27 protein-coding genes are annotated in these 25,674 nt (G+C 67.1%); 18 read left to right on the top strand and 9 right to left on the bottom strand.

What is annotated here, in order from left to right; genetic code table 11:
• The first annotated feature begins 25 nt into the window (after positions 1–25).
• On the top strand, positions 26–241 hold the full coding sequence (locus tag ACSQ9I_RS24150) for a sensor histidine kinase (protein WP_436305281.1): 216 nt from the start codon (positions 26–28) through the stop codon (positions 239–241).
• 18 nt (positions 242–259) lie between these two features.
• Here the strand turns inward: ACSQ9I_RS24150 and ACSQ9I_RS24145 are convergent, their stop codons facing one another.
• A complete protein-coding gene (locus ACSQ9I_RS24145) occupies positions 260–1,177 on the bottom strand; it encodes a LysR substrate-binding domain-containing protein (RefSeq protein WP_093109631.1) in 918 nt (305 codons plus the stop codon).
• Between the two features lie 154 nt (positions 1,178–1,331).
• Here ACSQ9I_RS24145 and ACSQ9I_RS24140 point away from each other — a divergent pair, with 154 nt between their 5' ends.
• From ACSQ9I_RS24140 to ACSQ9I_RS24110, 7 genes are all read left to right on the top strand, one after another.
• Positions 1,332–2,465, top strand: a complete 1,134-nt coding sequence (locus ACSQ9I_RS24140; RefSeq protein WP_436314730.1) for a C45 family autoproteolytic acyltransferase/hydolase — start codon at positions 1,332–1,334, stop codon at positions 2,463–2,465.
• Positions 2,466–2,509: 44 nt separating this feature from the next.
• Positions 2,510–3,406, top strand: coding sequence for a hydrolase (locus tag ACSQ9I_RS24135; protein WP_436314729.1), 897 nt, complete (start codon positions 2,510–2,512; stop codon positions 3,404–3,406).
• 22 nt (positions 3,407–3,428) lie between these two features.
• Complete coding sequence (locus ACSQ9I_RS24130) at positions 3,429–4,373, top strand: ABC transporter permease (protein WP_093109628.1); 945 nt, start codon at positions 3,429–3,431, stop codon at positions 4,371–4,373.
• Positions 4,370–5,200: an ABC transporter permease gene (locus ACSQ9I_RS24125; RefSeq protein ID WP_436314728.1), complete on the top strand. Its 831-nt coding sequence runs from the start codon at positions 4,370–4,372 to the stop codon at positions 5,198–5,200. Before ACSQ9I_RS24130 ends, ACSQ9I_RS24125 begins: the two co-directional genes overlap by 4 nt.
• Complete coding sequence (locus tag ACSQ9I_RS24120; RefSeq protein ID WP_436314727.1) at positions 5,197–6,846, top strand: ABC transporter ATP-binding protein; 1,650 nt, start codon at positions 5,197–5,199, stop codon at positions 6,844–6,846. Before ACSQ9I_RS24125 ends, ACSQ9I_RS24120 begins: the two co-directional genes overlap by 4 nt.
• A gap of 40 nt (positions 6,847–6,886) precedes the next feature.
• Entirely contained in the window at positions 6,887–8,458 is a 1,572-nt protein-coding gene (locus tag ACSQ9I_RS24115) for an ABC transporter substrate-binding protein (protein WP_436314726.1), read from the top strand.
• A 67-nt stretch (positions 8,459–8,525) separates the two neighbouring features.
• Positions 8,526–8,915: an HU family DNA-binding protein gene (locus ACSQ9I_RS24110; RefSeq protein WP_170855696.1), complete on the top strand. Its 390-nt coding sequence runs from the start codon at positions 8,526–8,528 to the stop codon at positions 8,913–8,915.
• Between the two features lie 82 nt (positions 8,916–8,997).
• On the opposite strand, the gene ACSQ9I_RS24105 is transcribed toward ACSQ9I_RS24110, so the two are convergent.
• The gene (locus ACSQ9I_RS24105) at positions 8,998–9,873 is read right to left on the bottom strand and encodes a LysR family transcriptional regulator (protein WP_093109623.1); all 876 of its coding nucleotides are present in this window, start codon (positions 9,871–9,873) and stop codon (positions 8,998–9,000) included.
• Positions 9,874–9,973: 100 nt separating this feature from the next.
• Here ACSQ9I_RS24105 and ACSQ9I_RS24100 point away from each other — a divergent pair, with 100 nt between their 5' ends.
• The 3 genes from ACSQ9I_RS24100 to ACSQ9I_RS24090 are packed head-to-tail and all read left to right on the top strand — an operon-like array spanning position 9,974 to position 11,911.
• Positions 9,974–10,417: a VOC family protein gene (locus ACSQ9I_RS24100; protein WP_093109622.1), complete on the top strand. Its 444-nt coding sequence runs from the start codon at positions 9,974–9,976 to the stop codon at positions 10,415–10,417.
• A complete protein-coding gene (locus ACSQ9I_RS24095; protein ID WP_436314725.1) occupies positions 10,414–11,322 on the top strand; it encodes an amino acid ABC transporter substrate-binding protein in 909 nt (302 codons plus the stop codon). Before ACSQ9I_RS24100 ends, ACSQ9I_RS24095 begins: the two co-directional genes overlap by 4 nt.
• A gap of 13 nt (positions 11,323–11,335) precedes the next feature.
• Positions 11,336–11,911 carry a flavin reductase family protein gene (locus ACSQ9I_RS24090; RefSeq protein ID WP_436314724.1) on the top strand — a complete coding sequence of 192 codons (576 nt, stop codon included), beginning with the start codon at positions 11,336–11,338 and terminating at the stop codon, positions 11,909–11,911.
• Between the two features lie 538 nt (positions 11,912–12,449).
• Here ACSQ9I_RS24090 and ACSQ9I_RS24085 read toward each other — a convergent pair.
• Genes ACSQ9I_RS24085 through ACSQ9I_RS24075 form a run of 3 tightly spaced genes read right to left on the bottom strand, consistent with a single transcriptional unit; the run spans position 12,450 to position 15,387 of the window.
• Positions 12,450–13,136 (bottom strand): RraA family protein, encoded by a 687-nt coding sequence (locus tag ACSQ9I_RS24085; RefSeq protein WP_436314723.1) that lies wholly within the window; start codon positions 13,134–13,136, stop codon positions 12,450–12,452.
• A gap of 10 nt (positions 13,137–13,146) precedes the next feature.
• Positions 13,147–14,133, bottom strand: coding sequence for a Bug family tripartite tricarboxylate transporter substrate binding protein (locus ACSQ9I_RS24080; protein WP_436314722.1), 987 nt, complete (start codon positions 14,131–14,133; stop codon positions 13,147–13,149).
• Between the two features lie 48 nt (positions 14,134–14,181).
• Positions 14,182–15,387 carry a pyridoxal phosphate-dependent aminotransferase gene (locus ACSQ9I_RS24075; RefSeq protein ID WP_436314721.1) on the bottom strand — a complete coding sequence of 402 codons (1,206 nt, stop codon included), beginning with the start codon at positions 15,385–15,387 and terminating at the stop codon, positions 14,182–14,184.
• A gap of 104 nt (positions 15,388–15,491) precedes the next feature.
• On the opposite strand from ACSQ9I_RS24075, the gene ACSQ9I_RS24070 reads away from it, so the two are divergent.
• The 3 genes from ACSQ9I_RS24070 to ACSQ9I_RS24060 all read left to right on the top strand — a co-directional run bounded on the left by ACSQ9I_RS24070 (position 15,492) and on the right by ACSQ9I_RS24060 (position 18,812).
• On the top strand, positions 15,492–16,487 hold the full coding sequence (locus tag ACSQ9I_RS24070; protein ID WP_436314720.1) for a LysR family transcriptional regulator: 996 nt from the start codon (positions 15,492–15,494) through the stop codon (positions 16,485–16,487).
• A gap of 82 nt (positions 16,488–16,569) precedes the next feature.
• Positions 16,570–17,751, top strand: coding sequence for a CaiB/BaiF CoA transferase family protein (locus ACSQ9I_RS24065; protein WP_436305271.1), 1,182 nt, complete (start codon positions 16,570–16,572; stop codon positions 17,749–17,751).
• 47 nt (positions 17,752–17,798) lie between these two features.
• Positions 17,799–18,812 (top strand): AraC family transcriptional regulator, encoded by a 1,014-nt coding sequence (locus tag ACSQ9I_RS24060; protein ID WP_436314719.1) that lies wholly within the window; start codon positions 17,799–17,801, stop codon positions 18,810–18,812.
• Between the two features lie 25 nt (positions 18,813–18,837).
• Here ACSQ9I_RS24060 and ACSQ9I_RS24055 read toward each other — a convergent pair whose 3' ends face one another.
• From ACSQ9I_RS24055 to ACSQ9I_RS24045, 3 genes are all read right to left on the bottom strand, one after another.
• A complete protein-coding gene (locus ACSQ9I_RS24055) occupies positions 18,838–19,440 on the bottom strand; it encodes a YbhB/YbcL family Raf kinase inhibitor-like protein (protein ID WP_436314718.1) in 603 nt (200 codons plus the stop codon).
• 32 nt (positions 19,441–19,472) lie between these two features.
• Positions 19,473–20,465, bottom strand: coding sequence for a hypothetical protein (locus tag ACSQ9I_RS24050; RefSeq protein WP_436314717.1), 993 nt, complete (start codon positions 20,463–20,465; stop codon positions 19,473–19,475).
• A gap of 145 nt (positions 20,466–20,610) precedes the next feature.
• Positions 20,611–21,537 (bottom strand): LysR family transcriptional regulator, encoded by a 927-nt coding sequence (locus ACSQ9I_RS24045; RefSeq protein WP_436314715.1) that lies wholly within the window; start codon positions 21,535–21,537, stop codon positions 20,611–20,613.
• Between the two features lie 143 nt (positions 21,538–21,680).
• Here ACSQ9I_RS24045 and ACSQ9I_RS24040 point away from each other — a divergent pair, with 143 nt between their 5' ends.
• A complete protein-coding gene (locus tag ACSQ9I_RS24040; protein ID WP_436314714.1) occupies positions 21,681–22,085 on the top strand; it encodes a RidA family protein in 405 nt (134 codons plus the stop codon).
• A gap of 18 nt (positions 22,086–22,103) precedes the next feature.
• Here ACSQ9I_RS24040 and ACSQ9I_RS24035 read toward each other — a convergent pair whose 3' ends face one another.
• The gene (locus ACSQ9I_RS24035; protein ID WP_436314713.1) at positions 22,104–22,523 is read right to left on the bottom strand and encodes a DUF1801 domain-containing protein; all 420 of its coding nucleotides are present in this window, start codon (positions 22,521–22,523) and stop codon (positions 22,104–22,106) included.
• Positions 22,524–22,739: 216 nt separating this feature from the next.
• Here ACSQ9I_RS24035 and ACSQ9I_RS24030 point away from each other — a divergent pair, with 216 nt between their 5' ends.
• From ACSQ9I_RS24030 to ACSQ9I_RS24020, 3 genes are read left to right on the top strand one after another with little or no spacing between them, the layout of a single operon-like run.
• On the top strand, positions 22,740–24,242 hold the full coding sequence (locus ACSQ9I_RS24030; protein WP_436314712.1) for a class I adenylate-forming enzyme family protein: 1,503 nt from the start codon (positions 22,740–22,742) through the stop codon (positions 24,240–24,242).
• The gene (locus tag ACSQ9I_RS24025) at positions 24,239–24,658 is read left to right on the top strand and encodes a PaaI family thioesterase (protein ID WP_436296496.1); all 420 of its coding nucleotides are present in this window, start codon (positions 24,239–24,241) and stop codon (positions 24,656–24,658) included. The genes ACSQ9I_RS24030 and ACSQ9I_RS24025 overlap by 4 nt, the downstream gene beginning before the upstream one ends.
• A 28-nt stretch (positions 24,659–24,686) precedes the next feature.
• Positions 24,687–25,673, top strand: coding sequence for a tripartite tricarboxylate transporter substrate binding protein (locus tag ACSQ9I_RS24020; RefSeq protein ID WP_436314711.1), 987 nt, complete (start codon positions 24,687–24,689; stop codon positions 25,671–25,673).
• Position 25,674: the final 1 nt, after the last annotated feature.

The raw sequence follows: 25,674 nt of genomic DNA, 5'->3' as shown, positions 1-25,674 counted from the left end.
CGAATCGCTTCCGCGTGCATGGGCCGTGCTGGTGAAGGACGAAGGACCCGGCATCGCCGAAGAACTCCGGACGCAGGTGTTCGAGCCCTTCGTTCGAGGCAGCGCCACAGCAAACATCGACGGGGCCGGGCTCGGGTTGGCCTTTGTCAAGACCGTGGCTCAGCGGCACGGCGGCAAGGCGCTGCTCGACAGCGCACTGGGGCGCGGCAGTGCCTTTCGGCTCGTGTTGCCCCGCGCTTGAAAGTTCTTGACGGTGCTTTCACGATGAGACGCTGGCGATGGATCGGCCGCCGGGCTTCGCCCGGCGGAGGTGCGCCAATAGCTCCTCGCGAACCACGCCCGTGATGTGGCTGCGCCGGCCGCTCTCCAGCATGCCTAGGCGACGGGCAATCGGCCGGCCGGGCAGCTGCAGCACGCGCAGTCCGGGGTCGCTTTCCCAATCGAAGTTATTGAGCAGCGGCGCCATGGTGAAGCCCACGTTCTTTCGCACCAGTTCGACGATCGAGAGCAGCGAATTGAGCTCCAGGAACTCCCTGGGAACCAACTGCAGCCGGCGCAGGATCCGGTCGATGCGTGCACCCGTCGGCGTGCGCCGGTCGAAGCGGATGAAGGGATGGTTTGCGAACAAGCCCGCAATGGGGGTGTCGAGCGCGGCGATGCTCGAATTCGCGATCACAGTGAGCGTCTCTTCGTAGCAGGGCGTCCACAGCAAGCCGGGCTTGTCCGGCCATGGGCGCTCAACGACCACCGCGGCATCGAGTTCTCCACTCATCACGTCCTCCGCCAGTCGCGACTGCTCCCGAACTCTGAGCTCGACCTCGAGGTTGGGATGGAGCGATTTGAGCGTTGCCAGCGTGCTCGAGAGCAATCCCATGGCCGAGATCAGCGAGCCGAGCTTGATGGTTCCGGCGATCTGCCGCTGGTCCTGCAGGTCCTGCCGCATCGCCTCGTAGTGCGCGAGCAGTGCCTCGGCCCGTGGCAGCAGCAGATGGCCCGCAGGGCTCAGCGTCATGGTGCGGCCGGTCTTGTCGAAGAGCGTTTTCTTTAGCTCCGCCTCCAGCGCGCGCATCTGCTGGCCGACGGCCGCCTGCGTCAACGCGACCTGATCGGCTGCCGCGGCAAAGGAACCGCCTCGCGCTGCGGCCACGAAGGTGCGAAGAAAGCGGATGGTGCTCATGGCCGAGGCACGGATGAAGACAGCTTCAAGATAAACAATTTCTTTATTGATGCTAAATGATTTTTAAATTTATCTTTTTCTGTTCTTGCAAAACAATCCACCCCATCGCTACCCGCTCGCGGCGACAAGCGAATGACAAAGTGGCTCAAGCAACATGACAACCCCCCGATACTTTCCCCTTGTCGATGTTTCCGGCACGCCGCATGCGCGTGGCGTGCAGCATGGCCGCGCCGTGCCTGAGCGCGTGGCGCGCAGCATCGCGCTCTACAAGTCGCAGCTCGGCAAACGCGGCGTCGACGAGGCCACGCTGCGGCGCCTCGCGCAATCGATGGCCCAGGTCATCGAGGCCTATGACGCCACCTATCTCGAGGAACTGCGCGGCATCGCCGAAGGCGCGGGTGCGACGCTGGAGGACGTCATCACGATCAACTGCCGCACCGAGATGATGTTCGGCCATGCCGACCTCCAGCAGTCGCTCGAAGCACCGGCCAAGGCCCCGTCGTCGGAAGACGGCGACTGCACCGGCCTGCTCGTGCTGCCCGGCCGCTCAGACACCGGCCGCCTCATGCATGCCCATAACTGGGACTGGCGCGAAGAATGCGTGGACACCGGCATCGTGTTGCGCATCCGCCGAGAAGAGGGTCCCGACATCCTGAGCTTCACCGAGGCCGGCGCGCTTGCGCGCCATGGCTTCAATGCCAATGGCGTCTCGCTGACCGGCAACTCCCTCTCCAGCGACGAAGACTTCCGCAAGGGCGCCGGCGTGCCGCTGGTGCTGCTGCGCCGTCGCGTGCTCGAAGCCGCCAACCTGGCGCAGGCCATGCGGGCGATCTGGGACTCGCGGCGCTATTGCGCCAACAACATGATCCTGGCGCAGGCCGGTGCCGGCGACGGCGCAGGCATGAGCCTCGAAACCTCGCCGGGCGAGATCTTCTGGGTCATGCCCGAGGACGACCTGCTGGTGCATACCAACCACTGGCTCTGCCCGGCCGCGCGCGTCAAGCTGCGCGACCCGTACATGGGCGAGCGGGTCGACAGCCTCTACCGCCAGCACCGGGTCGAGAACGCGCTGCGCCGCGTCTCGGGCCCGATCGGCTGGGACCATGTGAAGGCGATCCTCGCCGATGAATTCGGCAAGCCCGACGGCGTGCTGCGCTCGCCCAAACCCGCGAGCTTCGCCAGCATCTCCGCCACCGTGGCGACCACCCTGATCGACGCCGGCAACAAGACGATGTGGATCGCGCGCAAGCCCTACGAGGCACGCAACTTCCAGGAATACACGTTGTAGCCCGCCGCCGGCGCATACCCTTTCATACGCACCTACACACCGCCATGCTCGAAACCCCCGAGGCTTCTTCCGTTCAGGCCGAACAGCGCGCACGCGCCATCTACGACCTGGGTCCCAGCACCATCTACGCCTCGCGCAGAGATCCGCGCTTCTCGTACTGCACCTACGTGCCGCACCACATCGGCAGCGCCGGCACGCGGCCCATGCAACTGATCGTCGTGATGCACGGCACCGGCCGCGCCTTCGTCAACTACCGGGAGGCCTTCAGCGGCTTCGCCAAGTGGAACGACTGCATCGTGCTGTGCCCGCTGTTTCCGGTCGGCGTGCGCGGCGACGGCAACCGCGACGGCTTCAAGCAGCTGATCGAGGCCGACATCCGCTACGACCGGATCCTGCTCGACATGGTGGCCGAGGTGGGCGAGAAGTTCGATTGCGACTTCAACCGCTTCGCGCTCTTCGGCTACTCGGGCGGCGGGCAGTTCGCCAACCGCTTCGCGCTGCTGCACCCGGAGCGCCTGTGGGCCGTGTCCATCGGCGCACCCGGTTCGGTGACGCAGATCGATCCGCAGCAGGGCTGGTGGGTCGGCACGCAGGATTTCGACACCCGCTTCGGCAAGCCGCTCGACCTCGAGGCGCTGCGCCGCGTGCCGGTCCACATGGTGGCCGGCAAGGCCGACATCGAGACCTGGGAGATCACCCACAGGCCCGGCGGAAAGCACTTCATGCCGGGCGCCAACGACGCGGGCCCCACGCGACCCGAGCGGCTGCAAACCCTGCGCCGCTCCTTCGAAGCGGCCGGCGTGCAGGTCGTCTTCGACCTGCTGGACAACGTGCCGCACAACGGCCTGGCCTGCGTCGGGCGGGTGCAGGACTTCCTCGCCCGCGTGCTGCGCGAGCTTCGCGCCACGCCGTCCCCGTCGCCATCGTCGATCCCGGGCTGAGAACGCGCAAGGAGACAGGCCCATGTTCCGTTTCGCTGCGGCCCGCATCGCGATGGCGATTCCCACACTGCTCATCGTGGCAGTGTCGGTCTTCATCCTGATACGGCTCATTCCCGGCGACCCCGCGCAATTGCTGCTCGGCGACCTGGCCACGCCCGCCAGCCTTGCGGACCTGCGCGCCCGTCTGGGTCTGGACCGCTCGGTGCCGGCCCAGTTCGGCATCTGGTTCGGCCGCGTGCTGCAGGGCGACCTCGGCACCTCGATCAACAGCGGCCAGGACGTGCTGCCGCTGGTGGCCGAGCGCTTCCTCATCAGCGGCCGCATCGTACTGGCTGCGGTGGCGCTGGCCGCGCTGGTGGCGGTGCCCGCCGGCATGATCGCCGCCTGGAAGCAGAACCGCGCACCCGACCTGCTGCTCGTGGGCTCGGCCACGCTGCTGGTGTCGATCCCGACGTTCTGGCTCGGCCTGCTGCTGTTGCTGCTGTTCGGCCTCAAGCTGGGCTGGCTGCCGGTGGTCGGCTACGTGTCGCTCGCCGAAGACTGGAGGGCCGGCCTGCTTTACCTGGTGCTGCCAGTGCTCACGCTTTTCCTGCATGAGATCGGCGTGCTGATGCGCATGGCGCGCGCCAGCACGCTCGAGGTGCTGCGCCTCGACTACATCACCCACGCGCGCGCCAAGGGCCTGTCGGAGCGTGCGGTGCTGATGCGCCATGCCTTCAAGAACGCATTCGGCCCGACCTGGACACTGATCGGGCTCGTGCTCGGCAACCTGCTCGGCGGCATCGCGGTGGTCGAGACGGTGTTCACCATTCCCGGCCTCGGCCGGCTGCTGGTGGACGCGATCTTCGCGCGCGACTACCCGGTGATCCAGGGCTGCCTGCTGTTCGTGGCCGCGGTCTACGTGGCGGTGAACCTCGTCATCGACCTTTGCTATCCGATCTTCGACCCACGGGTGGCTGTCGAATGAAATTCCGCAAGCAACGCATTCCCCTCAATGCCCTGGTGGGCATCCTGATCGTCGGCGCCGTCGCACTCGCGGCGGTATTGAGTCAGTTCTGGACGCCGCACGATCCGCTGCGAATCAACTTCGGTTCCCGCCTCAGGCCGCCGGGCGGCAGCTACCTGCTGGGCACCGACGAATTCGGCCGCGACGAATTCTCGCGCCTCATGGCCGGCGCCTCGACGAGCGTCTGGATCAGCCTGCTGACGGTGAGCTTCTCCATCGTCGCGGGCAGCATCGTCGGCGTGCTGACCGGCTTCCTGCGCGGCTGGACCGACCGCATCGTGATGGCCTTCAACAATGCGCTGCTGGCCTTCCCCGGCCTGCTGCTGGCGCTGGGCCTGCTCGCGGTGGTCGGCGCCAACCAGTACGGCATCATCCTCGCGCTGGGCCTGGCCTACACGCCCTCGGTCACCCGCATCGTGCGCGGCACGGTGCTGTCGCTGCGCGAGAAGGAGTACATCGAATCCTCGCGCGTGCTCGGCAACTCCGAGCTCTACACCATGTTCCGGCACGTGCTGCCCAACTGCACCGCGCCGCTGACGGTGCTGGCCACCTCGATGTTCGGCTGGGTGATCCTGGCCGAGAGCGCTCTCTCGTTCCTGGGCCTCGGCGTGCCGCCGCCGGCGCCCACATGGGGCAACATGCTCTCCTCGGCGCGGCCCTTCATGGCGCAGGCCGGCCATCTTTCGATTCTTCCGGGCCTGTGCATCGCGCTGACGCTGCTCGGCATCAACCTGCTAGGCGATGCGGTGCGCGACTGGCTCGATCCGCGCATGAAAGGCGTGCAATGACGACGACACCCCTGGTCAGCGTGGAGGGCCTCACGCTCGCCGTCGGCGCGGGCGGCCGCGAGATCGTGCGCAAGGTCTCGTTCGACATCGCGCCCGGCGAGATGGTCGGCATCGTCGGCGAATCCGGCAGCGGCAAGACGCAGGCCGCGCGCGCCATCATGGGCCTCACGCCGCCGCCGCTGGTGCGCACCGCAGGCCGCATCCTCTTCGAGGGCGAAGACCTTGCGCAGGCAAGGCCGCAGCGGTTGCGCGAGCTGCGCGGCCTGCGGGTCGGCATGGTGTTCCAGGAGCCCATGACCTCGCTCAACCCGTCGATGACCATCGGCCGCCAGCTCGGCGAGGCGCTGGCGCTGCACCGGCGCGAGCTGCCGCCGGATGCGCGCCGCGCGCTGATCCTCGACATGCTCGCGCGCGTCGGCATTCGCGATCCGCAGGCCGCGCTCGGTGCGTGGCCGCACGAGTTCTCGGGCGGCATGCGACAGCGGATGATGCTGGCCTCGGTGATGCTGCTGCAGCCCGCGCTGCTGATCGCCGACGAGCCCACCACCGCGCTCGACGCCGTGGTGCAGCGCGACGTGCTGGAGCTGATGGTCGGCCTCACGCGCGAGCACCGCACCGCCGTGCTGATGATCAGCCACGACCTGCCGATGGTGGCCCGCTTCACCCAGCGCGTGGTCGTGATGCGGCACGGCGAGGTGAAGGAGATCGGCAACACCGACGACCTGCTTGCGCGCCCGCACCACCCCTACACGCGCGAGCTGCTCGAGGCCATGCCGCGGCGCCTACCCGCGCGGCCGGTGGCGGAGGAAGCGCCGGTGGTCGAGGTGCGCAACCTCGTCGTCGACTATCCCGGTCATCGCCGGCTCTTCGCCAAGGCGGTACCCAAGCGCGCGCTGCACGGCATCGACCTGGCGGTGCGCCCGCGCGAGGTGGTGGCGGTCGTCGGCGGCTCGGGCTCGGGCAAGACCACGCTGGGGCGCGCCATCGCCGGGCTGCTGCGGCCCAGCGGCGGCGAGATCCTGTTCCGCGGCCGGCAGATCGCGCGCTCGGACCCCGGCTGGTTCGACTACCGGCTGCAGTGCCAGATGGTTTTCCAGGACCCGTACGCCTCGCTCGACCCGCGCATGACGATCGGCCAACTGGTGGGCGAAGGCCTGCGGTTGCTGCGGAACATGTCTGCCGCCGACAAGGGGCGGCGCGTGCAGGAAGTGCTCGACGAGGTGGGCCTCGGATCGGGCTTCGCGCCGCGCCACGCGCACGAGCTCTCGGGTGGCCAGCGGCAGCGCGTGGCGATCGCGCGCGCGGTCGTGCGCCGGCCCGAATTCGTGATCGCCGACGAGCCGGTCTCGGCGCTCGACGTGACGGTGCGCGCGCAGGTGCTCGCACTGTTCGCCGAACTGCAGAAGCGCCACGGCTTCTCGTGCCTCTTCATCAGCCACGACCTCGGCGTGGTGGAGCAGGTGGCCGACCGGGTGATCGTGATGCAGGACGGACGCATCGTCGAGCAGGGCACGCGCGACGCGGTGTTCGACCATCCGCAGCAGGACTACACGCGCAAGCTGCTCTCGGCCATTCCGGCACTCGAGTCCACCGACAGCGGCGGCGTGCGGCTGCGCTGGCGCTTCGGCGCCGCCGTTGCGGCCTGAGAGCCTTTTTCCCATACTGACTTCGCAGGAGTACGCCACCATGCCCCGTCTTCTCATCCGTCTCGCTGCCATCGGCGGCGCATCCATCGCCTGCGCCACCGCCTTCGCCCAGACCTCCGTGACGGTCGCGCAGCCGGCCGACATCCGCTCCACCAACCCCGGCGTCAACCGCGACAACACCACCGACGGCATCGTGCTGCACATGGTCGAGGGGCTGGTGGGCTACCGCCAGGACGGCAGCGTGGGCCCGCTGCTCGCGCAGTCGGTGGAGATGTCGAAGGACGGCCTGACCTACACCTTTCGCCTGCGCAAGGGCGTGAAGTTCCACAACGACGCGCCGCTCACCTCGGCCGACGTGGACTGGAGCTGGAAGCGCTACATGGACCCGAAGACCGACTGGCGCTGCCTCAGCGAGTTCGACGGCCGCGGTGGCCTCAAAGTGGTCGAAACCTCGACACCCGACGCCGCCACCTTCGTCATGAAGATCAACAAGCCCTCGGCGATCTTTCTCGACACGCTGTCGCGCACCGATTGCGGCATGACGGCCATTCTTCATCGCAGCTCGGTCAAGGCCGACGGCAGCTGGGACAAGCCGGTGGGCACCGGCCCCTTCAAGTTCGGCGAATGGAAACGCGGCGAGTACGTCACCGTCACGGCCTTCAAGGGCTACACCTCGCCTCCCGGCAGCAAGGCCGACGGCTACGTGGGCCTGAAGGCGCCGCTGGTGGACACGGTGCGCTTCCTCGTCGTGCCCGATGGGTCCACTGCCACCGCAGGTTTGAAGTCCGGCGCCATCGATGCGGGCCAGATCACCGCGAGCGACGTGCAGGAACTCAAGACCGACAGCAAGCTCGCCGTGCAGACGCCCGGCCAGGCCACCAAGAACGTGCTGCTGATCCAGACCCGCGACCCGCTGCTGAAGAACGAGAAACTGCGCCAGGCCATCGCCGCCTCCTTCGACATGGAGCAGATCGCGGCGGCGGCTTCCGAGGGCCTCGGCTCGGTCAACAACTCGGCGATCCACAAGGGGTCGGCCTTTTACGGCGCGGCGCAGAAGAAGGGCTACCGCTACGACCCGGCGCTGGCGGCGAAGCTGCTGCGCGAAGCGGGCTACAAGGGCGAGAAGATCACCATCCAGACCAACAAGCGCGCTCACGTGCCGAGCTACACCGTGGCAGTGCTCGCGCAGGCCATGATGCAGTCCGTCGGCATCAACGCGCAGATCGAGGTGCTGGAGTGGGCCACGCAGCTCGACCGCTACAACAGTGGCAACTACCAGATCAGCTCGTTCACGTACTCGTCGCGCCTCGATCCGGCGCTGAGCTACGAGCAGTTCGCGGGCCCCAAGGACAAGCAGTCGCGCAAGGTCTGGGAAGATCCGCAGGCGCTGAAGCTGATCGACGAGAGCTTTGCCGAAGCCGACCCGAAGAAGCGCCAGGCGCTGTTCGATCAGATCCACGCGCAGATGATCCGGCAGGTGCCGCTGATCATGCTGTACAACGGCCTCGACGCCTGGGCGGTGCGCAAGCGCATCAGCGGCTTCTCGGTCTGGGAAGGCAAGCCGCGCCTATGGGGCGTATCGGTTGCCACGAGCGCATCGAAGGCCGGCTGACCAAGGGTTTGCAGACCTCGGCTACACTCCGCGCCGCTTGCAGCCAGTCTGGTTGGCTGCGCCGCCTTTGGCAACAAGGCGAACTACTCCAAGGAAATCTGTGAATCGTATTGAACTGGTCGAGAAAATCGCGACCGCACACACCGTCAGCAAGGCCGAGGCTGCGCGCATTCTTGAGACCGTCACTGGCTCCATCGTCGCGGCTGTCAAGAAGGGTGATCCCGTCCAACTCGTTGGTTTTGGAACGTTCAAGCAAGTCGCTCGTGCAGCCCGCACGGGCTTGAATCCCAGCACCGGCGAAAAAATCAAGATTGCTGCGGCAAAGCTTCCGAAGTTCGTTCCCGGCTCCGCGTTCAAAGCCGCCATCGACCCCAAGGCAGCAAAACGGAAGGCTGACAAGGCTGCAGCGAAGCCGGTCGCCAAGAAAGCTGCACCTACCAAGAAGACCAAGAAGTAAGTGCCCCGCGGCGGCGCCGCGGCTCTCACGGACAACGGCCCCGAGGGGGCCGTTTCGTTTGGTGCAACGGGTTAGCGGTGAGCTACAGGCTGCCGCTGTAGGCCGCGCAGACCAACTGCGCCAGCAGGCTCGCGGACCCGGTCAGATTGCGGCTCGAGCGATGCACCAGCCCGATGTCGCGGTGGAATGTGTGGCGGCCGAGATCGATGGCGCGTACCGCGGCAGGCCAGCGCCGGTGCGTGGCGGTCTGCGGCACCAAGGCCACCCCCAGGCCGTTGGCCACCAGCCGCACGATCGCGTCCAACTCATCGAGCTCGCAGATCTCCTGCACGCTCAAGTGCGCGGCGCGCAGAAAGCGGTCGACCTGCCGACCGCCGAAAGAAGCGCGGTCGTAGCGCACGAAGGGCTGGCTGGACAGCAGTTCCGCCCAGTCGCTCCCCTCGACATGTCGCGGCACCAGCAGGCGGAATGGTTCATGCGCCAGCGTGGTCCAGCGCAGGTCGCTTTGCAGGGCGAACGGTGGACGGATGACGATGGCCATGTCGATCTCGCCTGCATCGACCAGGTTCAGCAGCGCCATCGACAGGCCGGGAATCACGCGCGTGCGGCAGTCCGGCGACTGCTTGTGGAGGCTGGTCAGCGCCTCGGCCAACAGCAGGCGCTGCGCCGACGCGATCGCGCCGATGCTGACGGGCACCGTCGCGCGCGGGCCGGCATGGCGCGAACCCAGATTGGCGTAGAGGCGAATCAGCTCCGTGGCCTGCTCCAGGGTCTCCTGGCCCATGGCGTTCAGGCGGGCCGAACGGCCGGTGCGGTCGAAAAGCGCGAAACCAAGTTCGGCCTCCAGCCGCTGCATCTGCGCACTGACCGCCGCTTGCGTCAGGCCGATCTTCTGGCCGGCAGCGGCGAAGGTGCCTTCCCGGGCCACGGCGACGAAGGTCTTCAGCTCGCGGATCATTCACAAATTCCATTGATGCATCTGTCAAATATATATTGATTTTTCTTTTTCTCATCCGACCCTAGGATCACGCATCCTCATCCACACCGAGCCCCACACCATGCTGACTCCGACCACCAACCCCGCCATGATGTCCCCCTTCCACCTGGCCTTTCCGGTGCACGACATCGCGCTGGCCCGCAAGTTCTACGGCGAGCTGCTGGGCTGCCCCGAAGGCCGCAGCGCGGACGACTGGGTCGACTTCAACTTCTACGGCCACCAGATCGTCGCCCACCTGGCGCCCGACGAGACGGGTGTGGCGCAGCGCAACGCAGTCGACGGCCATGGCGTGCCGGTACGCCACTTCGGCATCGTGCTGCCGATGTCCGAATGGGAAGCGATGGCGGCTCGCCTGAGGGCGCAGGGCGTCGAGTTCGTGATCGAGCCGTACATCCGCTTCAAGGGCGAGCCCGGCGAGCAGGCCACGATGTTCTTCCTCGATCCCTCCGGCAATGCGCTGGAGCTCAAGGCCTTCGCCAACATCGAAATGCTCTTCGCCAAATGAAGAAAGCGATACTCGCCATCGTTGCCGCCGCATGCGCCTGCGCAGCCCAGGCCGATACGTTGCAGAAGAGCAGGGAGACGGGGGTTGTCAGGATGGGCGTTCGCGAGTCGTCGGGTGCGCTGTCGTACACGACCGGCTACGGAAAGTACGTCGGCTTCCATATCGACCTGTGCCAGCGTGCCTTGGCCGACATTCAGAAGCAGCTGGGTCTGCCCCAGCTCGATATCAAGTACGCGCCGGTGTCGTCTTCGAATCGCATCCCGCTGCTGCAGAACGGCACGATCGATATCGAGTGTGGCTCGACGACGAACAATGCCGCGCGGCAGCAGCAGGTGGCGTTCGCCCTCACGACATTCGTCGAAGAAGTCCGCATGGCAGTCAAGGCCAGCTCGGGCATCCAGTCGATCAACCAGCTGCGTGGCCGCGGAGTGGCAACAACGACCGGAACGACGAGTGTGCAATTGCTGCGCAAGCATGAGAAGGCCGCGGGAGTCGACTTCCAGGAAATCTTCGGCAAGGACCACACCGACAGCATGCTCAACCTCGACTCGGGCCGGGCGGACGCCTTTGTGATGGACAGCCAGGTACTGGCCGGCAATATCGCCAAGGCGCGCAATCCTGCGGACTACAAGATCGTGGGCGAGGTTCTTGGCGTGGAGCCGATCGCCATCATGCTTCGCAAGGACGACCCTGCCTTCAAGCAAAGCATCGACAACACGCTGCGGGGGATGATGAAGTCCGGCGAGATCGCGCAGCTCTACGACAAGTGGTTCATGAAGCCCATTCCCCCTGCCGGCGCGATCGTCAACTTGCCGGCATCGGAGGCGACGAAGGCTGTCTGGGCGATCCCGAACGACAAGCCCGCGGAAGAGTTCACGCTGACGAGCGCCGGGGCCCGCAAGTAACTGGATGCCTGTCATGAATCATTTTCAGCCTGTCGCGCTCGAACACGCGAGCCGCCTCGTCAACCATGGCCCGACCGTGCTGGTGACGAGTGCCGACGGCGCCCGCCGCAACGTCATGGCCGCCGCCTGGTCGATGCCGGTAGAGTTCACGCCGCCGCGTATCGCGGTGGTGATCGACAAGCGGACCTACACGCGCGAGCTCGTCGCCGCCAGTGGCGCGTTCGGCATCTGCCTGCCCGGCACGGCGCTGGTCGACCTCACCTACGCGCTCGGCAACACGAGCGGCCGCACGCTCGACAAGTTCGAGCGCCACGGCATCGCGGCGAGCCGCGGGCCCGTGCTGGGCATGCCCCTGCTCGAGGCGGGCTGCGCCGCCTGGCTGGAATGCCGGCTGATCCGCGAGCCGCATACCGAAGATGCCTACGACACCTGCTTCGGCGAGGTGGTCGCCGCGGCGGCCGACGCGCGCATCTTCGCCGGCGGCCATTGGTTGTTTCGCGAGGACAACGCCGACTTGCAGACCATCCATCACCTCGGCGGAGGCAACTTCGTGCGTGCCGGCGGCATGCTGCGGGCTGAACCGCTGTAGCGCAGCGGTGCGGCGGGCAATGGTTGAAGAACACCGAACGTGAGCTGCTCGCAGCGCAACCGGCGCTCCCGACCACGGATGAGCAGACTGCAATGGAGATGGAAGTCTCCGATTCGGTCCGCTTCATGCTTCGCCGCTGGCCTCCAGCCGCGCTGCTGGGCAACGACTCCGGCAATGTTCGGATGGCGAGCCTGCTTTCGCGGTGCGAATTGAACGCGAGCGAGCTGGCTGATCTGAGTCAGCAGTCGTTTTCTCGATGCGTCGGGTTCTTGCAAGCCTTGCGCAAGGCAGGCGTGCTGGAGGTGCATCCCGAGTCGATCCTGCCGCGCGAGACGGAACTGCCGATCGTCCCGAAGCTGACCGGCGCGGTCCGCTCAGCCCTTGAAGCTGCATGCGTTGCCCGTACCGATGCCCAGGATGGAGCAGGCGATGCAATGGCACAAGTACCGCACCCACGACCCGGGAGTGGTCTGGCTGCGCGGGCTGCTGCACGAAGCCGCCTGGTTGATGGATGCGGAACAGACTGCAGGCGCTCGACCTACAGCTTCTCGTTTTCCTTGAGCACACCCGCGTTGCGCAGCGCGGAGTCCAGCCACTTGGCAGCCGTATCTCCTTTCTTGATGGCATCGATGCGCGCGGCTTCGTCCGCAACTTTCCTTCTTGCCGCCTGAAGAAGCGCCTCTACCTTCTCCCGCTCGACCACGACCACGCCGTCGGCATCGCCAACAACAAGATCACCCGGACGGACGGCCACGCCGCCGACGGACACTGGATGTCCGATCCGCCCCGACGCCAGCTTCGTCGGGCCATTGGGATTGGTGCCGACCGAGAAAACGGGAAAGTCCATCTCGTCGATCTCGACGCTGTCGCGCACCGCGCCGTCGATCACCACGCCGGCGATGCCGACCTGCCTGCAGGCGTTCATCATGATGGTGCCCATCAGGGCAGCGCTCTGGTCGCCCTTGCCGTCGATCACCAGCACGTCGCCGGGCTTGGCCAGCGCGATGGCGGCGTGGATCATCAGGTTGTCGCCCGGCCGCACCTCCACCGTGAGCGCGCTGCCGGCCAGCTTCATCCGGTGACGCAAGGCCTGGATGCGGCCGTGCAGGGCACCTCGGCGGCCTGCAACGTCGGCCAGGATGGCGGGCTGGAAGGCCGAAGCCTGCTGGACCAGATCAGGCGGAACGCGCTGGAAGTCGCGAACGATATCGGGGAGATGGCTCATCGTCTTGTTCTCACTCGGCCTTGACGTCGGCGTCCTTCACCACGCGGCCCCATTTGCGCTTGTCGGCAACCAGGAACGCACGAAACTGCTCGGGGGCGCTCCCAACCGGTTCCAGGCCGTCGGCGGCGAGCCGCTTGGCGATCTCGGGCATCGCGAGCACCTTGGCGACTTCGCGCTGGATGCGCTCGACGATGGCGGGCGGCGTGTTCCTGGCCGCGCAAATGCCTGCCCACGTCACGGGTTCGAAGTCCGGAACGCCGGCTTCCATCACGGTCGGAATGTCAGGGAAGGCCGTCAACCGGCGCGCACTGGCCACCGCCAAGGCGCGGAGCTTGCCCGAGCGCGCGTACTGCATCGAGCTGACGGGCTGGTCGAAGATCATCGAGACCTGGCCTGCCAGCAGATCCGTCATCGCCTGGCCGGTGCCTTTGTAGGCCACGTGGACGATGTCGATGCCTGCGCGCGTCTTCAGCATCTCGCCTGCCAAGTGGCCCCCGGTTGCCGTTCCCGAAGAAGCGAAGTTGATTTCGCCGGGCTTCTGCTTGGCGTAGGCGACGAGTTCCTTGACGCTCTTCACGGGCAGGGTCGCGTTGACCATCAGCATGTAGGGCGCGTTGGTGACCTGCGTGACCGGCACGATGTCCTTCTCTGGATCGAAGGGCATGCTCTTGAGCACATGCGGCTGGATCGACAAGGTCCCCGTGGTGCACATCAGCAGCGTGTGTCCGTCCGCGGGTGCGGCGAGCATCGCCGATGCCGCGATGTTGCCGCCGGCGCCGGGCCGGTTGTCGACCACGACTTGCGCGCCGAGCCCTTCCGCCAGCTTCGGCGCGATCAGGCGTGCGACGACGTCGTTGGAGCCGCCGGGCGAGAAGCCGACCAGGATCTTCACCGGCTTCGACGGGAAAGGATCGGTCGCCCACGCCTGGGTGGCGCCCAGCCAGGCGATGCTTGCGGCGAGGGCCGGCAAGAGCTTCAGAAGCGATCGGAGTTTCATGGCGGTTCCTGGTTCAAATCGACATGGAGGCAAGGATGAGGTGATGGCTTAGCCCGAGAGTTCGTCGCGCGCCCGTGCAATGCGCCGGCAACCCTCCAGCAGCTGTTCGGTGCTGGCGGCAAAGGAGAGGCGGAAGTGCGTCGGCACGCCGTAGGCGCTGCCTTGCAGCGCCGCCAGATCCTGCGAATCGAGCAGGTGCATCACCCAGTCGTCGCTGCTGTCGATCGCTGCCCCCTTGCGCGTGCGAAGGCCGAACAGCGCGCTGCATGAAGCGAAGACGTAGAACGCGCCACCGGGCACTTCGCAATGGATGCCGTCGATGGCGTTGAGCGCCGCCACCACCGTGTCGCGTCGCTTCTGATATTCGCGCCGATTCGCGGCCACGATGTCCTGCGGTCCCGTGAGTGCTGCAACGGCCGCAGCCTGGGCGATCGAGTTCGGCCCGGAGGTGCTCTGCGACTGGAGCTTGACCATCGCCTTGATCAGCTCCGAAGGCCCGGCGCCGTAGCCGATGCGCCAACCCGTCATCGCATAGGCCTTGGAAACGCCATTCACCGTGAGGGTGCGGTCCTTGAGATCGGGCGCCGCCTGGGCCATGGTGGCGAACTCGACATCGCCAAAGATGAGGTGCTCGTAGATGTCGTCGGTCAGTATCCAGACGTGGGGATGGCGCCGGAGCACCTCGGCCAGCGCCTGAAGCTCGGCGCGCGTGTAGGTCGCTCCGCTCGGATTGTTCGGCGAGTTGAGCATCAGCCACCGTGTCTGGTCGGTGATGGCACGCTCGAGATCCGCGGGCCGGAGCTTGAAGCCGTTTTCGGCCGAACAGTCGACGAACACCGGAACGCCACCGGCCAGCAGCGCGATGTCCGGGTACGACACCCAGTAGGGCGCCGGCACGATGACCTCGTCGCCCGCCGCCACCGTGCACATGAGGGCGTTGAAGATCACCTGCTTGGCGCCGCTGCCGACGATGATCTCGCTCGGCGCGTAAGCCAGCCTGTTCTCGTTTCGGAACTTGCCGGCGATCGCCTCCTTCAGCGCCGGGGTGCCGCCCACATCCGTATAGCGGGTCTGGCCGGCAGCCATGGCACGGATGGCCGCCTCCTTGATGTGCTGGGGTGTCTCGAAATCGGGTTCGCCCGCAGTCAAGCCCAGGATGTCCCGGCCCATCGCGCGCAGCTCGCGCGCTCTCTGGCCGGCCATGGAACTGGGAGACGGCTTGATTCGATTCAGGCGTGGCGCGATGTGGAGCATGGACGCAGTATCAAAGGCCCTGCGCCGCAGGACAAACGAGAAATCGGAGGATCCGGCTATTCCTTTTATTCCTGCGATGGACCTTGGGCGTACATTCCGCTGGAATGAACTTCACCTTCAAGCAGCTGGAGGCCTTTCTCTTCAGCGCCAAGCTTCAGAGCTTCAGCGCCGCGGCGGTGAAGCTGTACACCACGCAGTCGGCCATCTCCAAGAGGTTGGCGGAACTCGAGGCGTCGCTGGGCGGGCCCTTGCTGCACCGCACCTCCCACGGGCTGGAGCTGGCCCAGGCCGGCCGGGAGTTGCTGCCGCTCGCGGAAGAAGCCCAGCGCCTGTGGCAGCGCATTCAACATGACATCAGCGTGGACAAGACGCTGCGCGGCACCTTCCGCGTGGGCGTGACGGAGCTGATCGCGATGACATGGCTCACGCGCCTGATCCAGCTTCTTCAGAAGCTGCATCCCCATGTGACGCTCGAGCCGGTGGTGGATGCGGGCCTGACGCTGTTCGAACGCCTCGAAGCCAACAAGCTCGATCTGTCCATCATGCCCGGAACCTTCTGGGGCCAGGCCTTCGAGACGATCAAGGTCGGGCAGGTCGACCAGGCCTGGATCGCGAGTCCGCGACTCGGCATCCCGAACCGGGCCCTGAAGCCGCACGAGTTTGCCGACTACCCCGTGATCGAGCAGCCCGCCGGCGCCTCGAAGAACAAGTTCTATGAGGCCTGGCGCGCGGAGCACGGCTTCCGCTTCGGCAAGGTTCTGCTGACCAACAGCACGACCGTCTTGCGCGAACTGACCATCAGCGGCTTCGGCATCAGCCAACAGGCGCTCGACTATGTGCGGCCGGACATCAAGAGCGGCTTGCTGCGCGTCGTCAAGAGCGACCCCATGCCGCCGCCGCTGGTCTACAGCGCGGTCTATCGAAGCGACGATGCCAGCCCTGCACTGGCGCGCATTGTCGAGTTGGCCGTCGAGACCTGCGATTTCAAGCTGCGGGCCAGCCAGCACGATGTGGCCCCGGCACGTGCGTTGCGCGGCTCGGGCTCAACCGTGCGGCAACGCTCGGTGCGCCGAGGCGCGAAGAAGCCTGCCAGGAGATAGCCGCTCCTGACGCTTTTCGCCAATCGACGCGACCGGTGCCGCCATTGCCGGGGTGTTGCGCGCCGTTTAGATTGCAGACCTCATGAGCTCTTCCCCTGAATCCCCGGCGCGCGCACCCGGCGGCGCACCGCTGGCAGGCGTGCGCGTGCTGGACCTGACCCGGCTGCTGCCGGGCCCGCTCGGCGCGATGCACCTCGCCGACCTCGGCGCCGACGTCGTCAAGATCGAGGACACCGGCGCCGGCGACTACGCCAGCCCCGCCGTGCGCGCGCTCGTCAACCGCAACAAGCGCGCGATCCGCATCGACCTCAAGCACGCCGATGGCGTGGCCACGCTGCTGCGCCTGTGCCGCGATGCCGACGTGCTGGTGGAAGGCTTCCGGCCCGGCGTGATGCAGCGGCTGGGAGTGGGCTACGAAGCGGTGGCGGCCGTCAACCCGCGCATCGTCTACTGCAGCATCAGCGGCTTCGGCCAGACCGGGCCGTTGCGCGACACGCCGGGACACGACCTGAACTACGCGGCGCTGGCCGGCGTGGCCGACCAGATCGGCAACGCCGCGGGGCCGGCCCTGTCGAACCTGCCGGTGGCCGATCTGCTGGGAGGCACCATGACGGCGGTGGCAGGGATTCTTGCCGCGCTGTTCGATGCCGCACGCAGCGGCCGCGGACGGCATGTGGACATCGCCATGGCCGATGGCGTGCTCGCCCACGCGGTGCTGCCGCTGGCCGGCCTGCACCAGCACGGCCAGGTGCCGCAGACTGGCCACAGCGCGCTGACGGGTGCGCTCGCCTGCTACGGCTTCTATCGCACCGCCGACGACCGGCAGCTCGCGGTCGGCGCACTGGAACCGAAGTTCTGGGAGGAGCTCTGCCGCACGCTGGAGCGCCCCGATCTCGCGCCGCTGCACCGCAGCGGCGACCCCGCGACCGAGGAAGGCCTGCGCGCCGAGCTGGCCGCCATCTTCGGTGCGCGGCCGCTCGCGCACTGGCGCAGCCTGTTCCACGACGGCGCCGGCTGCGTGACGCCGGTGCTGCGCATCGACGAGGCCCTCGCCCATCCGCACTTCCGCGCGCGCGGCATGCGCGTTGCGGGCGGCGATGCGGCAGCGCCGCAGCTCGGCTGTCCCGTCAAGATGACCGGCTTCGAGCCGTCCGCTCCGCGGCCGGCCCCGCACGCCGGGGAGCACACCGAGGAGATCCTGCGCGAGGCAGGACTGGACGCCTCGGCCGTGGCTGCGCTGCGGGCGGCAGGCGCCGTTGACTGAATGGCGCCTGCCTACAATCGTCGGCCGAGCCGCGGCGGCCGCCATCGATGACGCTCACCCACCACACCGTTGCCATCCAGCAGGTGCACAGCATCCTGATGGGCGCGCGCCATCGCGGGCTCGATGCGGCATCCCTGCTGGCACGGGCGGGCATCGCCCCCTCGCTGCTGGAGTCGCCGCTGGCGCGCATCTCGCAGCGCCAGTACGCGCTGCTGATCCGCGCCTTGCGGCGCGAACTGCGCGACGAGATCTGGGGCCTGCTGAGCCACCCGCTGCCGCCCGGAAGCTTCGGCCAGTGCATGCGCCAACTGGTGCGCTGCGCCACGCTCGGCGATGCGTTGCGCGACGGCTTCGCCATGTATCACCTGCTCCTGCATGACTTCGTGCCGCGCCTCACGGTCCGCGAGGGCAGCGCACACGTTCAGTTCGTGCTGCGGCGCGCCTCCGACGCGCGGCTGGACTATGCGGTCAAGGCCTTCATGCTGCTCGCCTTCAACGCCTTCTCCTGGCTGGTGGCGCGCCGCATCCCGCTGCTGGAAGTGGACTACACGGCGGAGCAGACGAGCACCGACACCTCACGCGTCTACCAGGTGCCGATCCGCTATGGCCAGCCCCACGTCGGCCTGTGGTTCGATGCGCGCTGGCTGGCGCTGCCGGTCGTGCAGTCGCCGCAGAGCCTGCGCGAATTCCTCGCCGGCTCGCCCGCCAACCTGATCGTGAAGTACCGCGACACCAGCAGCCTCACCGAACGCATTCGCCGGCTGCTGCGCAAGCAGCTGGGCAACGAGCTGCCGTCGCTGGAGGAGGTGGGCGAGGCGCTCGCGGTGACGCCGCAGACGCTGCGCCGCCGGCTGCGCGAGGAGGGCCGCGGCTTCCAGCAGATCAAGGACGAGCTGCGCCGCGATGCCGCCATCGAATACCTGCTGCACACGCCGCTGCCGCTCCTGGACATCGCCAACCGCGTGGGCTTCTCGGAAGCCAGCACCTTCCATCGCGCCTTCAAGCAGTGGACCGGCGTGGCCCCGGGCGAGTACCGCCTGGTGCACGGGCCGGAACGCTGATGGAGGCAAGCACAGTTGCCAACGCCTATTTCGCGCGCCCGTACTTCGCTGTGAAAGTGGCCGCGGCAAGCTTGTTGGCGTTGATCATGTAGCCCACCAGCGCTGCGGTACCGTCGGGTGGAATGTCGAGCTTGTCAGTCTTCAGCGCGTAGACCGTAAAGACATAGCGGTGTGGCTTGTCGCCCTTCGGCGGACACGCACCGCCGAATCCCGGTGCCCCGAAGTCGGTACGTCCCTGCACGCTTCCGGCAGGCAGTTGTTTACCGTCGGGCAACCCGGCGCCTTCCGGCAACTCGACAGCCGTTGCCGGGATGTTGTAGACCACCCAATGCCACCAACCCGACCCGGTGGGTGCATCCGGGTCGTACACCGTCACCGCGAAGCTCTTGGTGTCCTTGGGCGCGCCGCTCCACTTCAGCGGGGGCGACACGTTCTTGCCCGTGCAGCCGAAGCCGTTGAAGACCTGGGCCTCGGTGAGCATGCTGCCGGCCTTGATGCTCGGACTGGTCAACACAAAGCCGGCACCGTGCGCGAGCGATACGCACGTTGCCAACACGGCGGCAAGAGAGGTCGAACGCAACGTCGAATGCATCATCATTTTTCCTTTTCTCGAGCAAAGCAGCTTCATGCAGCCGAGGAGCCTTGAAGTATGAGCTCGTCTCAGTCGTCCTTGCCCCTGAAGCGGTCGTCCAGGAACTCGAACGCGGCCTGCCAGGTCTGCGGCGAGTTCAGGATGCCGAGGTGCCCGGTGCGCAAGATGGGATCGTAGGCGCCCTGGCCCGTGAGCACGATCTCGCGCGCGCCGCGCAGGCTGGCGCTCCTGGAGAAGTCCGTCGGCCTGCCGAACGAATCCACGGCGGGCACCGGCGCAACCGAGCCGTCCTGCACCGAGAAGTAGATGAAGCTGGCATCGCCGTTGCGGATCACCAGCACCCGCGTGGGCCCGTCGTTCTCGTTGCGCCCGTTGCGGCCATTGAGCAGGCGCAGGAAGGGCGAGTCGGGCGAGCCCAGTTCCTGGCACACGTCGCTCGCAGGCGTGAAGCCGCCCGCCGCCGGGGCCTGCCAGTAGTTGGCGGGGTCGGGCGAGCAGTTGAGGATGCCGTGGTTGGGCCCGTCGATCGCGACGAAGCGGCGCACCATGTGTTGCACCTCGTCCTGCCGCATCCATTCACGCGCGAGCGTCACGCCCAGGCTGTGCCCGACGATGTCCACCCGCTTGGCGCCCGTGAAGTCCATCACCGCGCGCACGAAGCGGCGCAGGTCGGGCACGTTGGCCGCATTGGTGTGGGCGATGCTCGAACGGCGTGTCTGGTCCGCGGCCAGGTCGCACTGGTCGCCCTGGTAGCCCACGCCCCAGAGTTCGCTGGTGGAATAGCCGTTGTCGGCGAAGTATTGCGCCATCGCCTGAACGCGCCCGTAGGGGTTGCAGGCGGTGGGGAACGGCGTGTCGTTGTTGCCGTGAATGAAGATGACCGGCGTTCGCGTCACCGGCCCGGCGGCGCCGAAGCCAATGAGCGGCCGGGCGAGCGAGGTGTCTTCGATCGAAGGAAGGCCCGGTGGCAGCGTGTTGCCCACGAGGCCCGCTGCCTGCGCGGCGGCGGCCGCGGTCACGAAGGTGGCGAGAGCGGCGGCGTAGCGAATCCACGGTTTCATCAGCGGGCTCCTTCTTCAGCGCTCGCGATGATGCCGACCAAAGCCGTCGCTGGCAAGGTTCGCCGCGCCTTGGCGACGCGACGCTGGATCGGGCGCGAGTGCGCGAGTTGGACCGGGTCGCCGAACTACGCGTTCAACGCTCAAGTCACGAATCACGTCGGACGGTGACAGGCGCATGTTGTGCCATCAGCTCAGCGACCCAATCGATGAACACGCGCAGTTTGGTGCTGACATGCCGGTTCGGCGGAAACGCCACGTACATCGGCATCGGATCGAAGCGCCAGCCCTCGAACAGGGGCACCAGCTCGCCGCGCGCCAGGTGCGCCTTGGACATGTAGTCCGGTAGCCAAAGGACTCCCAGGCCGGCCAAGCCGGCCGCGAGGTAGGCATTGCCGTCGTCGACCGCGAACACGTAGCGGCCTTGCACTTCGATGCTCTCGCCGTCGCGGTGCATGGCGTACGGAAAGGGCTTGCCGCTGCGTGACCACAGGAAGCCCACGATGCGGTGATGCGTGTCCTCCAGCTCCCGCGGATGCGAGGGCGTGCCGGCGCGTTCCAGGTAGCTCGGCGCCGCGTAAACCCCGAGCTGCAGGTCGCCCACGCGGCGTGCCATCAGCGACTGGTCGGTGAGTTCGCCGCCGCGCACGACGCAGTCCACGTTCTCGCCGATCAGGTCCACCATGCGATCGCTCACGCCCATGTCGAGCTGGATGTCGGGGTAGTGCGCGTGGAATGCCGGCAACGCCGGCACCAGAATCATGCGAGCCAGCGGGCTGGGCACATCCACCCGCAGCCGGCCCCTGGGCGACGCCGAGGCGCTGGACAGGCTGGTCTCGGCATCGTCCATATCGGCCAGCAGGCGCACCACGCGCTCGTAGTAAGCCGCGCCGTCGGCCGTGACGTTGACCTTGCGCGTGGTGCGGTTGAGCAGCTTGACGCGCAACCGCGCTTCCAGCTGCTGCACCAGTTGCGTCACGCTGGTCTTGTTCATATGAAGTGTCTCGGCCGCCTTGGTGAAGCTGCGTGTTTCCACCACGCGAGCGAATGCGTGCATCGCATCAAAACGGTCCATCTCTGCTCCAGATGCTTCGAAGATTGTTTGGATTCTGCAAATAGTGATTGTTGGCCTTGCTCGTTTATTCGGGAGGCATGGGTCCCTAAAGTCCCTTCATCGTGATCACCGGGTCGGCTTCGACCCATTCAAGAAGGCAATCCATGGCCAAGCGTGACGTCGTTTTTCCGCCCGGGCGCCAGGCGCTCTACGAAAAGAATCGCTATTCGCCGGCGGTCCGGTCCAATGGCTTCCTGTTCGTTTCGGGGCAAGTCGGCAGCCGCCAGGACGGCTCGCCCGAGCCCGACCTGGAGGCGCAGGTCCGGCTCGCGTTCGACAATCTGAACGCGATCCTGGTGGCTGCAGGCTGCACGTTCGACGACGTGATCGACGTAACCGTCTTCATCGTCGATCCCGAATCGACGTTCGAAACGATCTGGAAGGTGGTGCCGGAGTATTGGGGCAACGCGCCGCACCCGACGCTGACTGGCGTCGGCGTGACGTGGCTCTATGGCTTCCAGTTCGAGATCAAGGTGATCGCGAAGCTTCCAGAGACCAGTGATGGCTGATCTGACCGGCGGAATCCCCTAGGACTTCGCCTTCTTCGAAGGTTTCGACTTGCCAGAACTGTTGAGGGCGACCGCTTGGCCAACGAGCGCCTTGAAGGCGGACTCGTCAACTTCTTCTCCTTCGTGGATGTCGATCGCGCGGCGTACGTTTCCGTCGAGACTCGAGTTGAAGAGACGGGCCGGATCCATCAGAGACGCGCCCTTGGCGAAGGTGAGCTTCACGACATTCTTGTAGGACTCGCCAGTGCAGATGATGCCGTCGTGCGACCAAATCGGAGTGCCCATCCACTTCCACTCCTCGACGACGTCCGGGTCTGCTTCCTTGATGAGCTTGCGCATTCTGCCGAGGGTTTCCCCGCGCCAGTCCCCGAGTTCGGCGATTCTTTTCGAGACGAGCTCCGATGCCGACTGGCCTTGGCTCGCGCCCGACTTATTCATGCCTTCATCCTGGTTCCAATCGTGGACCGCTCCTGGGCCGGATGCTGCCACAAGTCTGGGTGCGCGCGGTCTTGCGAACGTGCGCAGCTCGCTCAATAACTGTGACTCCCTCCAGCTGAGCGGTTTCGCCAAGCCCTTTGGCGCTTCTCGCCATGGGTCCGGGCCGCGGCCCGTCCTAAGCTTTGCCGCATCGTTCATCAAGCAAGCGGCTCCATCGTGTACCTCACCCAAGGCCTGCATCGCGCGCTGCAGCGCGACCCGGACAAGACCACGCTCACCCACCTGGGCGAGGCTGGTACTCGCCGCCACACGCATGCGCAACTGGTGAAGGGCGTGGCCCTGCATGCGGCCGCGCTGACGAAGCGCGGCATCGGGCGCGGCGACCGCGTGGCGCTGCTCGCGCCCAACAGCGACCGGCTGGTGCGCGCCATCCTCGCCTGCTGGTGGCTGGGCGCCGTCGCCTGCCCGCTGAACATCCGCTGGAGCACACCCGAACTGGCGCACGCGCTGCAGGACAGCGAAACCTCGCTGCTGCTCGTCGACGAAACGCTGCTGGCGCACGCGCCCCAGGGCGGGCCTGCGCTGGTGCCACTGGGCGCACTGGAAGAAGAGGGCGCCAGGCTGGATCCGCTGGCCGACACGCGCACCGGCGGCGACGCGCTCGCCGCCATCCTATACACCGGCGGGACCACCGGCCGGTCCAAGGGCGTGATGCTGAGTCATGCGAACTTCTGGACCGCATCGATCGCGAGAGCCGCCGAGTTGAACAATGCGCCGGACTCGGTGTCGCTGCTGGTGGCACCGCTGTTCCACGTCGCCGGGCTCGGCCGCCTGGTGGGCCAGCTGATCGCCGGCGGCCACTGCGTGACGATGGCGCAGTTCCGTCCCGCTTCGGTGATCGAGGCGATCGCGGAGCACCGCATCGGCGACATCATCGTCGTGCCGACCATGCTGCAGGCGCTGCTCGAGGATCCCTCGTTCGCGCCCGAGCGCGTGCGCAGCCTGAATCGCATCGCCTTCGGTGCCGCGCCGATGCCGCCCGACCTGCTGGATCGCGCCCTGGCCGCCTGGCCGCACGCCGAGTTCTTCCAGGCCTATGGCCTCACCGAAACCGCGGGCGCCGTGTGCATCAACCTGCCGGCGAACCACCGGCCCGAGGCGCGCGCGCTCGGCCGCCTGAACTCCGTCGGCCGCGCCGGTCTCGGCGCCGAGATCATCGTTGCGGACGAGAGCGGCCGCGAGCTGCCGCGTGGCGAAGTGGGCGAGGTGCTGGCGCGCGGGCCGATGATCATGCAGGGCTATTGGCGCAATCCCGAGGCGACGGCCAACGCCTTGCGCGACGGCTGGCTGCACACCGGCGATGCGGGCCGCATGCTGCCCGACGGCCATCTCTTCATCGTCGATCGCCTGAAGGACATGATCATCACCGGCGGCGAGAACGTGTACTGCGCCGAGGTGGAGGCCGCGCTGCGCAGCCATCCGCAGGTCCTGCACGCGGCGGTCATCGGCCTGCCGGACCCGCGCTGGGGCGAGGCGGTGCATGCGGCGGTGGTGATGGCCGGCGATGCCGGCGTCAGCGCCGACGAACTCCGCGCCTGGTGCCGCGAGCGCCTGGCCGGCTACAAGTGCCCGCGCGGCATCAGCTTCCTGCGCGAGCTGCCGCTGTCGGCCGCCGGCAAGGTGCTGAAGAACGTGCTGCGCGAGCAGTTGCGCGGATGAAGCCGGTCGTGGGCGGGGACCGCCGCAACCTGTTCGGCCGCGTGCCCTTCATGCGGCTGCTGGACGCGCGGCGCGAGTTCGCCGAAGCGGGACGTGCGCGCGTCGTCATCGACGAGCGGCCGGAGCTCGGCAACGTCGTCGGCGCGGTGCATGGCGGGGTGCTGGTCACGCTGCTCGACGTGGTCATGGCCAGCGCCGCCGTGTCGCTGTTCGACTTCGCCCGCACGGCGGTCACGCTCAACCTCAACACCAGTTTTCTCGAACCGGGCCGCGGCCGGCTCACGGCCGACGGCGAGGTCGTGCAGCACGACGCCGGCGTGGCCTGGTGCCGCGCCTCGATCACCGATGCCGGCGGGCGCATCGTCGCGCAGGCCCAGGGAACGTTCCGCTACCTGCCGCTGCCGCAGGCTTCCTGAACCGCCAATCCCACACAAAGGAGACACCATGAACATGCTCACCCGCTCCCTGCACAGGCGCTCGGCTCTCGGCGCCTTGTTCGCGCTCGGCGCCGCAGCCGCGGCCGGTCCCGCGTTCGCCGCCGACCCGTTTCCCGCCAAGCCGATCACGCTGGTGATGCCTTTCCCGCCCGGCGGCTCCTTCGATCCGATCTTCCGCCCGCTGGCGGAGGCGGCTTCGCGCGAGCTCGGGCAGCCGATCGTGCTGATGCACCGGCCGGGCGCAGGCGGCATCAACGGCCCGGGCTCGGTGGCGACGATGAACGAATCCGACGGCTACACGCTGGCCGTGATCCACAACTCCGTGATCCGCGCGCCGCTCTTGCACAAGATCAATTGGCATCCGCTGCGCGATTTCACGTACCTCGCCGGCCTGTTCGGCATGGTCACCGGCATCGTCGTCGCCCACGACGCGCCGTGGAAGACGCTGGACGAGCTGCTTGCCGATGCGAAGAAGCGCCCCGGCGCGATCAGCTGGGGCACCGTGGGCGCCACCAGCATCAACCGCATCTACGGCGAGCGGCTCGCGCGCATGAACGGCACCACCTTCAACATGGTTCCCTTCAAGGGCGGCGGCGAAGCCTTCACCGCCGTGGTCGGCCGCCACCTCGACGTCTACGGCGACCCCGGCTTCGGCGCGCAGGTGCAGGGCGGCAAGGTGCGGCTCTTGGCCACCTTCACCGCCGAGCGCCTCCCGCGCTATCCCGGCGTGCCGACGGTGAAGGAGTTCGGTTACGACCTCGTCATCGATTCGCCGGTCGGACTCGCCGCGCCGAAGAACCTGGACCCGAAGATCGCTGCCCGCCTGGCCGCTGCCTTCCGCAAGGCCGCTGCCGATCCGGTCTACCAGAGTCAGCTGGAGCAGTTCGACATGCAGCCGAAATGGATCGATGGCGATGCCTACGCCGCTTATGCGAAGGCGCAGTTCGAGCGCGACACGAAGATGCTGACCGAGCTCGGCTTCAAGCCGGAATGAA

Source organism: Variovorax sp. LjRoot84 (assembly GCF_964254305.1).
GTDB lineage: Bacteria > Pseudomonadota > Gammaproteobacteria > Burkholderiales > Burkholderiaceae_C > Variovorax.
This window is presented reverse-complemented; position numbering and strand designations above follow the sequence as displayed.

Coding starts and splice junctions, on each gene's coding strand:
- ACSQ9I_RS24100 (WP_093109622.1), top strand. CDS start 9,974: ATGCTGACTCCGACCACCAACCCCGCCATGATGTCCCCCTTCCACCTG.
- ACSQ9I_RS24125 (WP_436314728.1), top strand. CDS start 4,370: ATGAAATTCCGCAAGCAACGCATTCCCCTCAATGCCCTGGTGGGCATC.
- ACSQ9I_RS24085 (WP_436314723.1), bottom strand. CDS start 13,136: ATGAGCCATCTCCCCGATATCGTTCGCGACTTCCAGCGCGTTCCGCCT.
- ACSQ9I_RS24135 (WP_436314729.1), top strand. CDS start 2,510: ATGCTCGAAACCCCCGAGGCTTCTTCCGTTCAGGCCGAACAGCGCGCA.
- ACSQ9I_RS24130 (WP_093109628.1), top strand. CDS start 3,429: ATGTTCCGTTTCGCTGCGGCCCGCATCGCGATGGCGATTCCCACACTG.
- ACSQ9I_RS24040 (WP_436314714.1), top strand. CDS start 21,681: ATGGCCAAGCGTGACGTCGTTTTTCCGCCCGGGCGCCAGGCGCTCTAC.
- ACSQ9I_RS24095 (WP_436314725.1), top strand. CDS start 10,414: ATGAAGAAAGCGATACTCGCCATCGTTGCCGCCGCATGCGCCTGCGCA.
- ACSQ9I_RS24115 (WP_436314726.1), top strand. CDS start 6,887: ATGCCCCGTCTTCTCATCCGTCTCGCTGCCATCGGCGGCGCATCCATC.
- ACSQ9I_RS24075 (WP_436314721.1), bottom strand. CDS start 15,387: ATGCTCCACATCGCGCCACGCCTGAATCGAATCAAGCCGTCTCCCAGT.
- ACSQ9I_RS24105 (WP_093109623.1), bottom strand. CDS start 9,873: ATGATCCGCGAGCTGAAGACCTTCGTCGCCGTGGCCCGGGAAGGCACC.
- ACSQ9I_RS24060 (WP_436314719.1), top strand. CDS start 17,799: ATGACGCTCACCCACCACACCGTTGCCATCCAGCAGGTGCACAGCATC.
- ACSQ9I_RS24035 (WP_436314713.1), bottom strand. CDS start 22,523: ATGAATAAGTCGGGCGCGAGCCAAGGCCAGTCGGCATCGGAGCTCGTC.
- ACSQ9I_RS24020 (WP_436314711.1), top strand. CDS start 24,687: ATGAACATGCTCACCCGCTCCCTGCACAGGCGCTCGGCTCTCGGCGCC.
- ACSQ9I_RS24025 (WP_436296496.1), top strand. CDS start 24,239: ATGAAGCCGGTCGTGGGCGGGGACCGCCGCAACCTGTTCGGCCGCGTG.
- ACSQ9I_RS24145 (WP_093109631.1), bottom strand. CDS start 1,177: ATGAGCACCATCCGCTTTCTTCGCACCTTCGTGGCCGCAGCGCGAGGC.
- ACSQ9I_RS24140 (WP_436314730.1), top strand. CDS start 1,332: ATGACAACCCCCCGATACTTTCCCCTTGTCGATGTTTCCGGCACGCCG.
- ACSQ9I_RS24055 (WP_436314718.1), bottom strand. CDS start 19,440: ATGAAGCTGCTTTGCTCGAGAAAAGGAAAAATGATGATGCATTCGACG.
- ACSQ9I_RS24090 (WP_436314724.1), top strand. CDS start 11,336: ATGAATCATTTTCAGCCTGTCGCGCTCGAACACGCGAGCCGCCTCGTC.
- ACSQ9I_RS24080 (WP_436314722.1), bottom strand. CDS start 14,133: ATGAAACTCCGATCGCTTCTGAAGCTCTTGCCGGCCCTCGCCGCAAGC.
- ACSQ9I_RS24070 (WP_436314720.1), top strand. CDS start 15,492: ATGAACTTCACCTTCAAGCAGCTGGAGGCCTTTCTCTTCAGCGCCAAG.
- ACSQ9I_RS24050 (WP_436314717.1), bottom strand. CDS start 20,465: ATGAAACCGTGGATTCGCTACGCCGCCGCTCTCGCCACCTTCGTGACC.
- ACSQ9I_RS24045 (WP_436314715.1), bottom strand. CDS start 21,537: ATGGACCGTTTTGATGCGATGCACGCATTCGCTCGCGTGGTGGAAACA.
- ACSQ9I_RS24065 (WP_436305271.1), top strand. CDS start 16,570: ATGAGCTCTTCCCCTGAATCCCCGGCGCGCGCACCCGGCGGCGCACCG.
- ACSQ9I_RS24120 (WP_436314727.1), top strand. CDS start 5,197: ATGACGACGACACCCCTGGTCAGCGTGGAGGGCCTCACGCTCGCCGTC.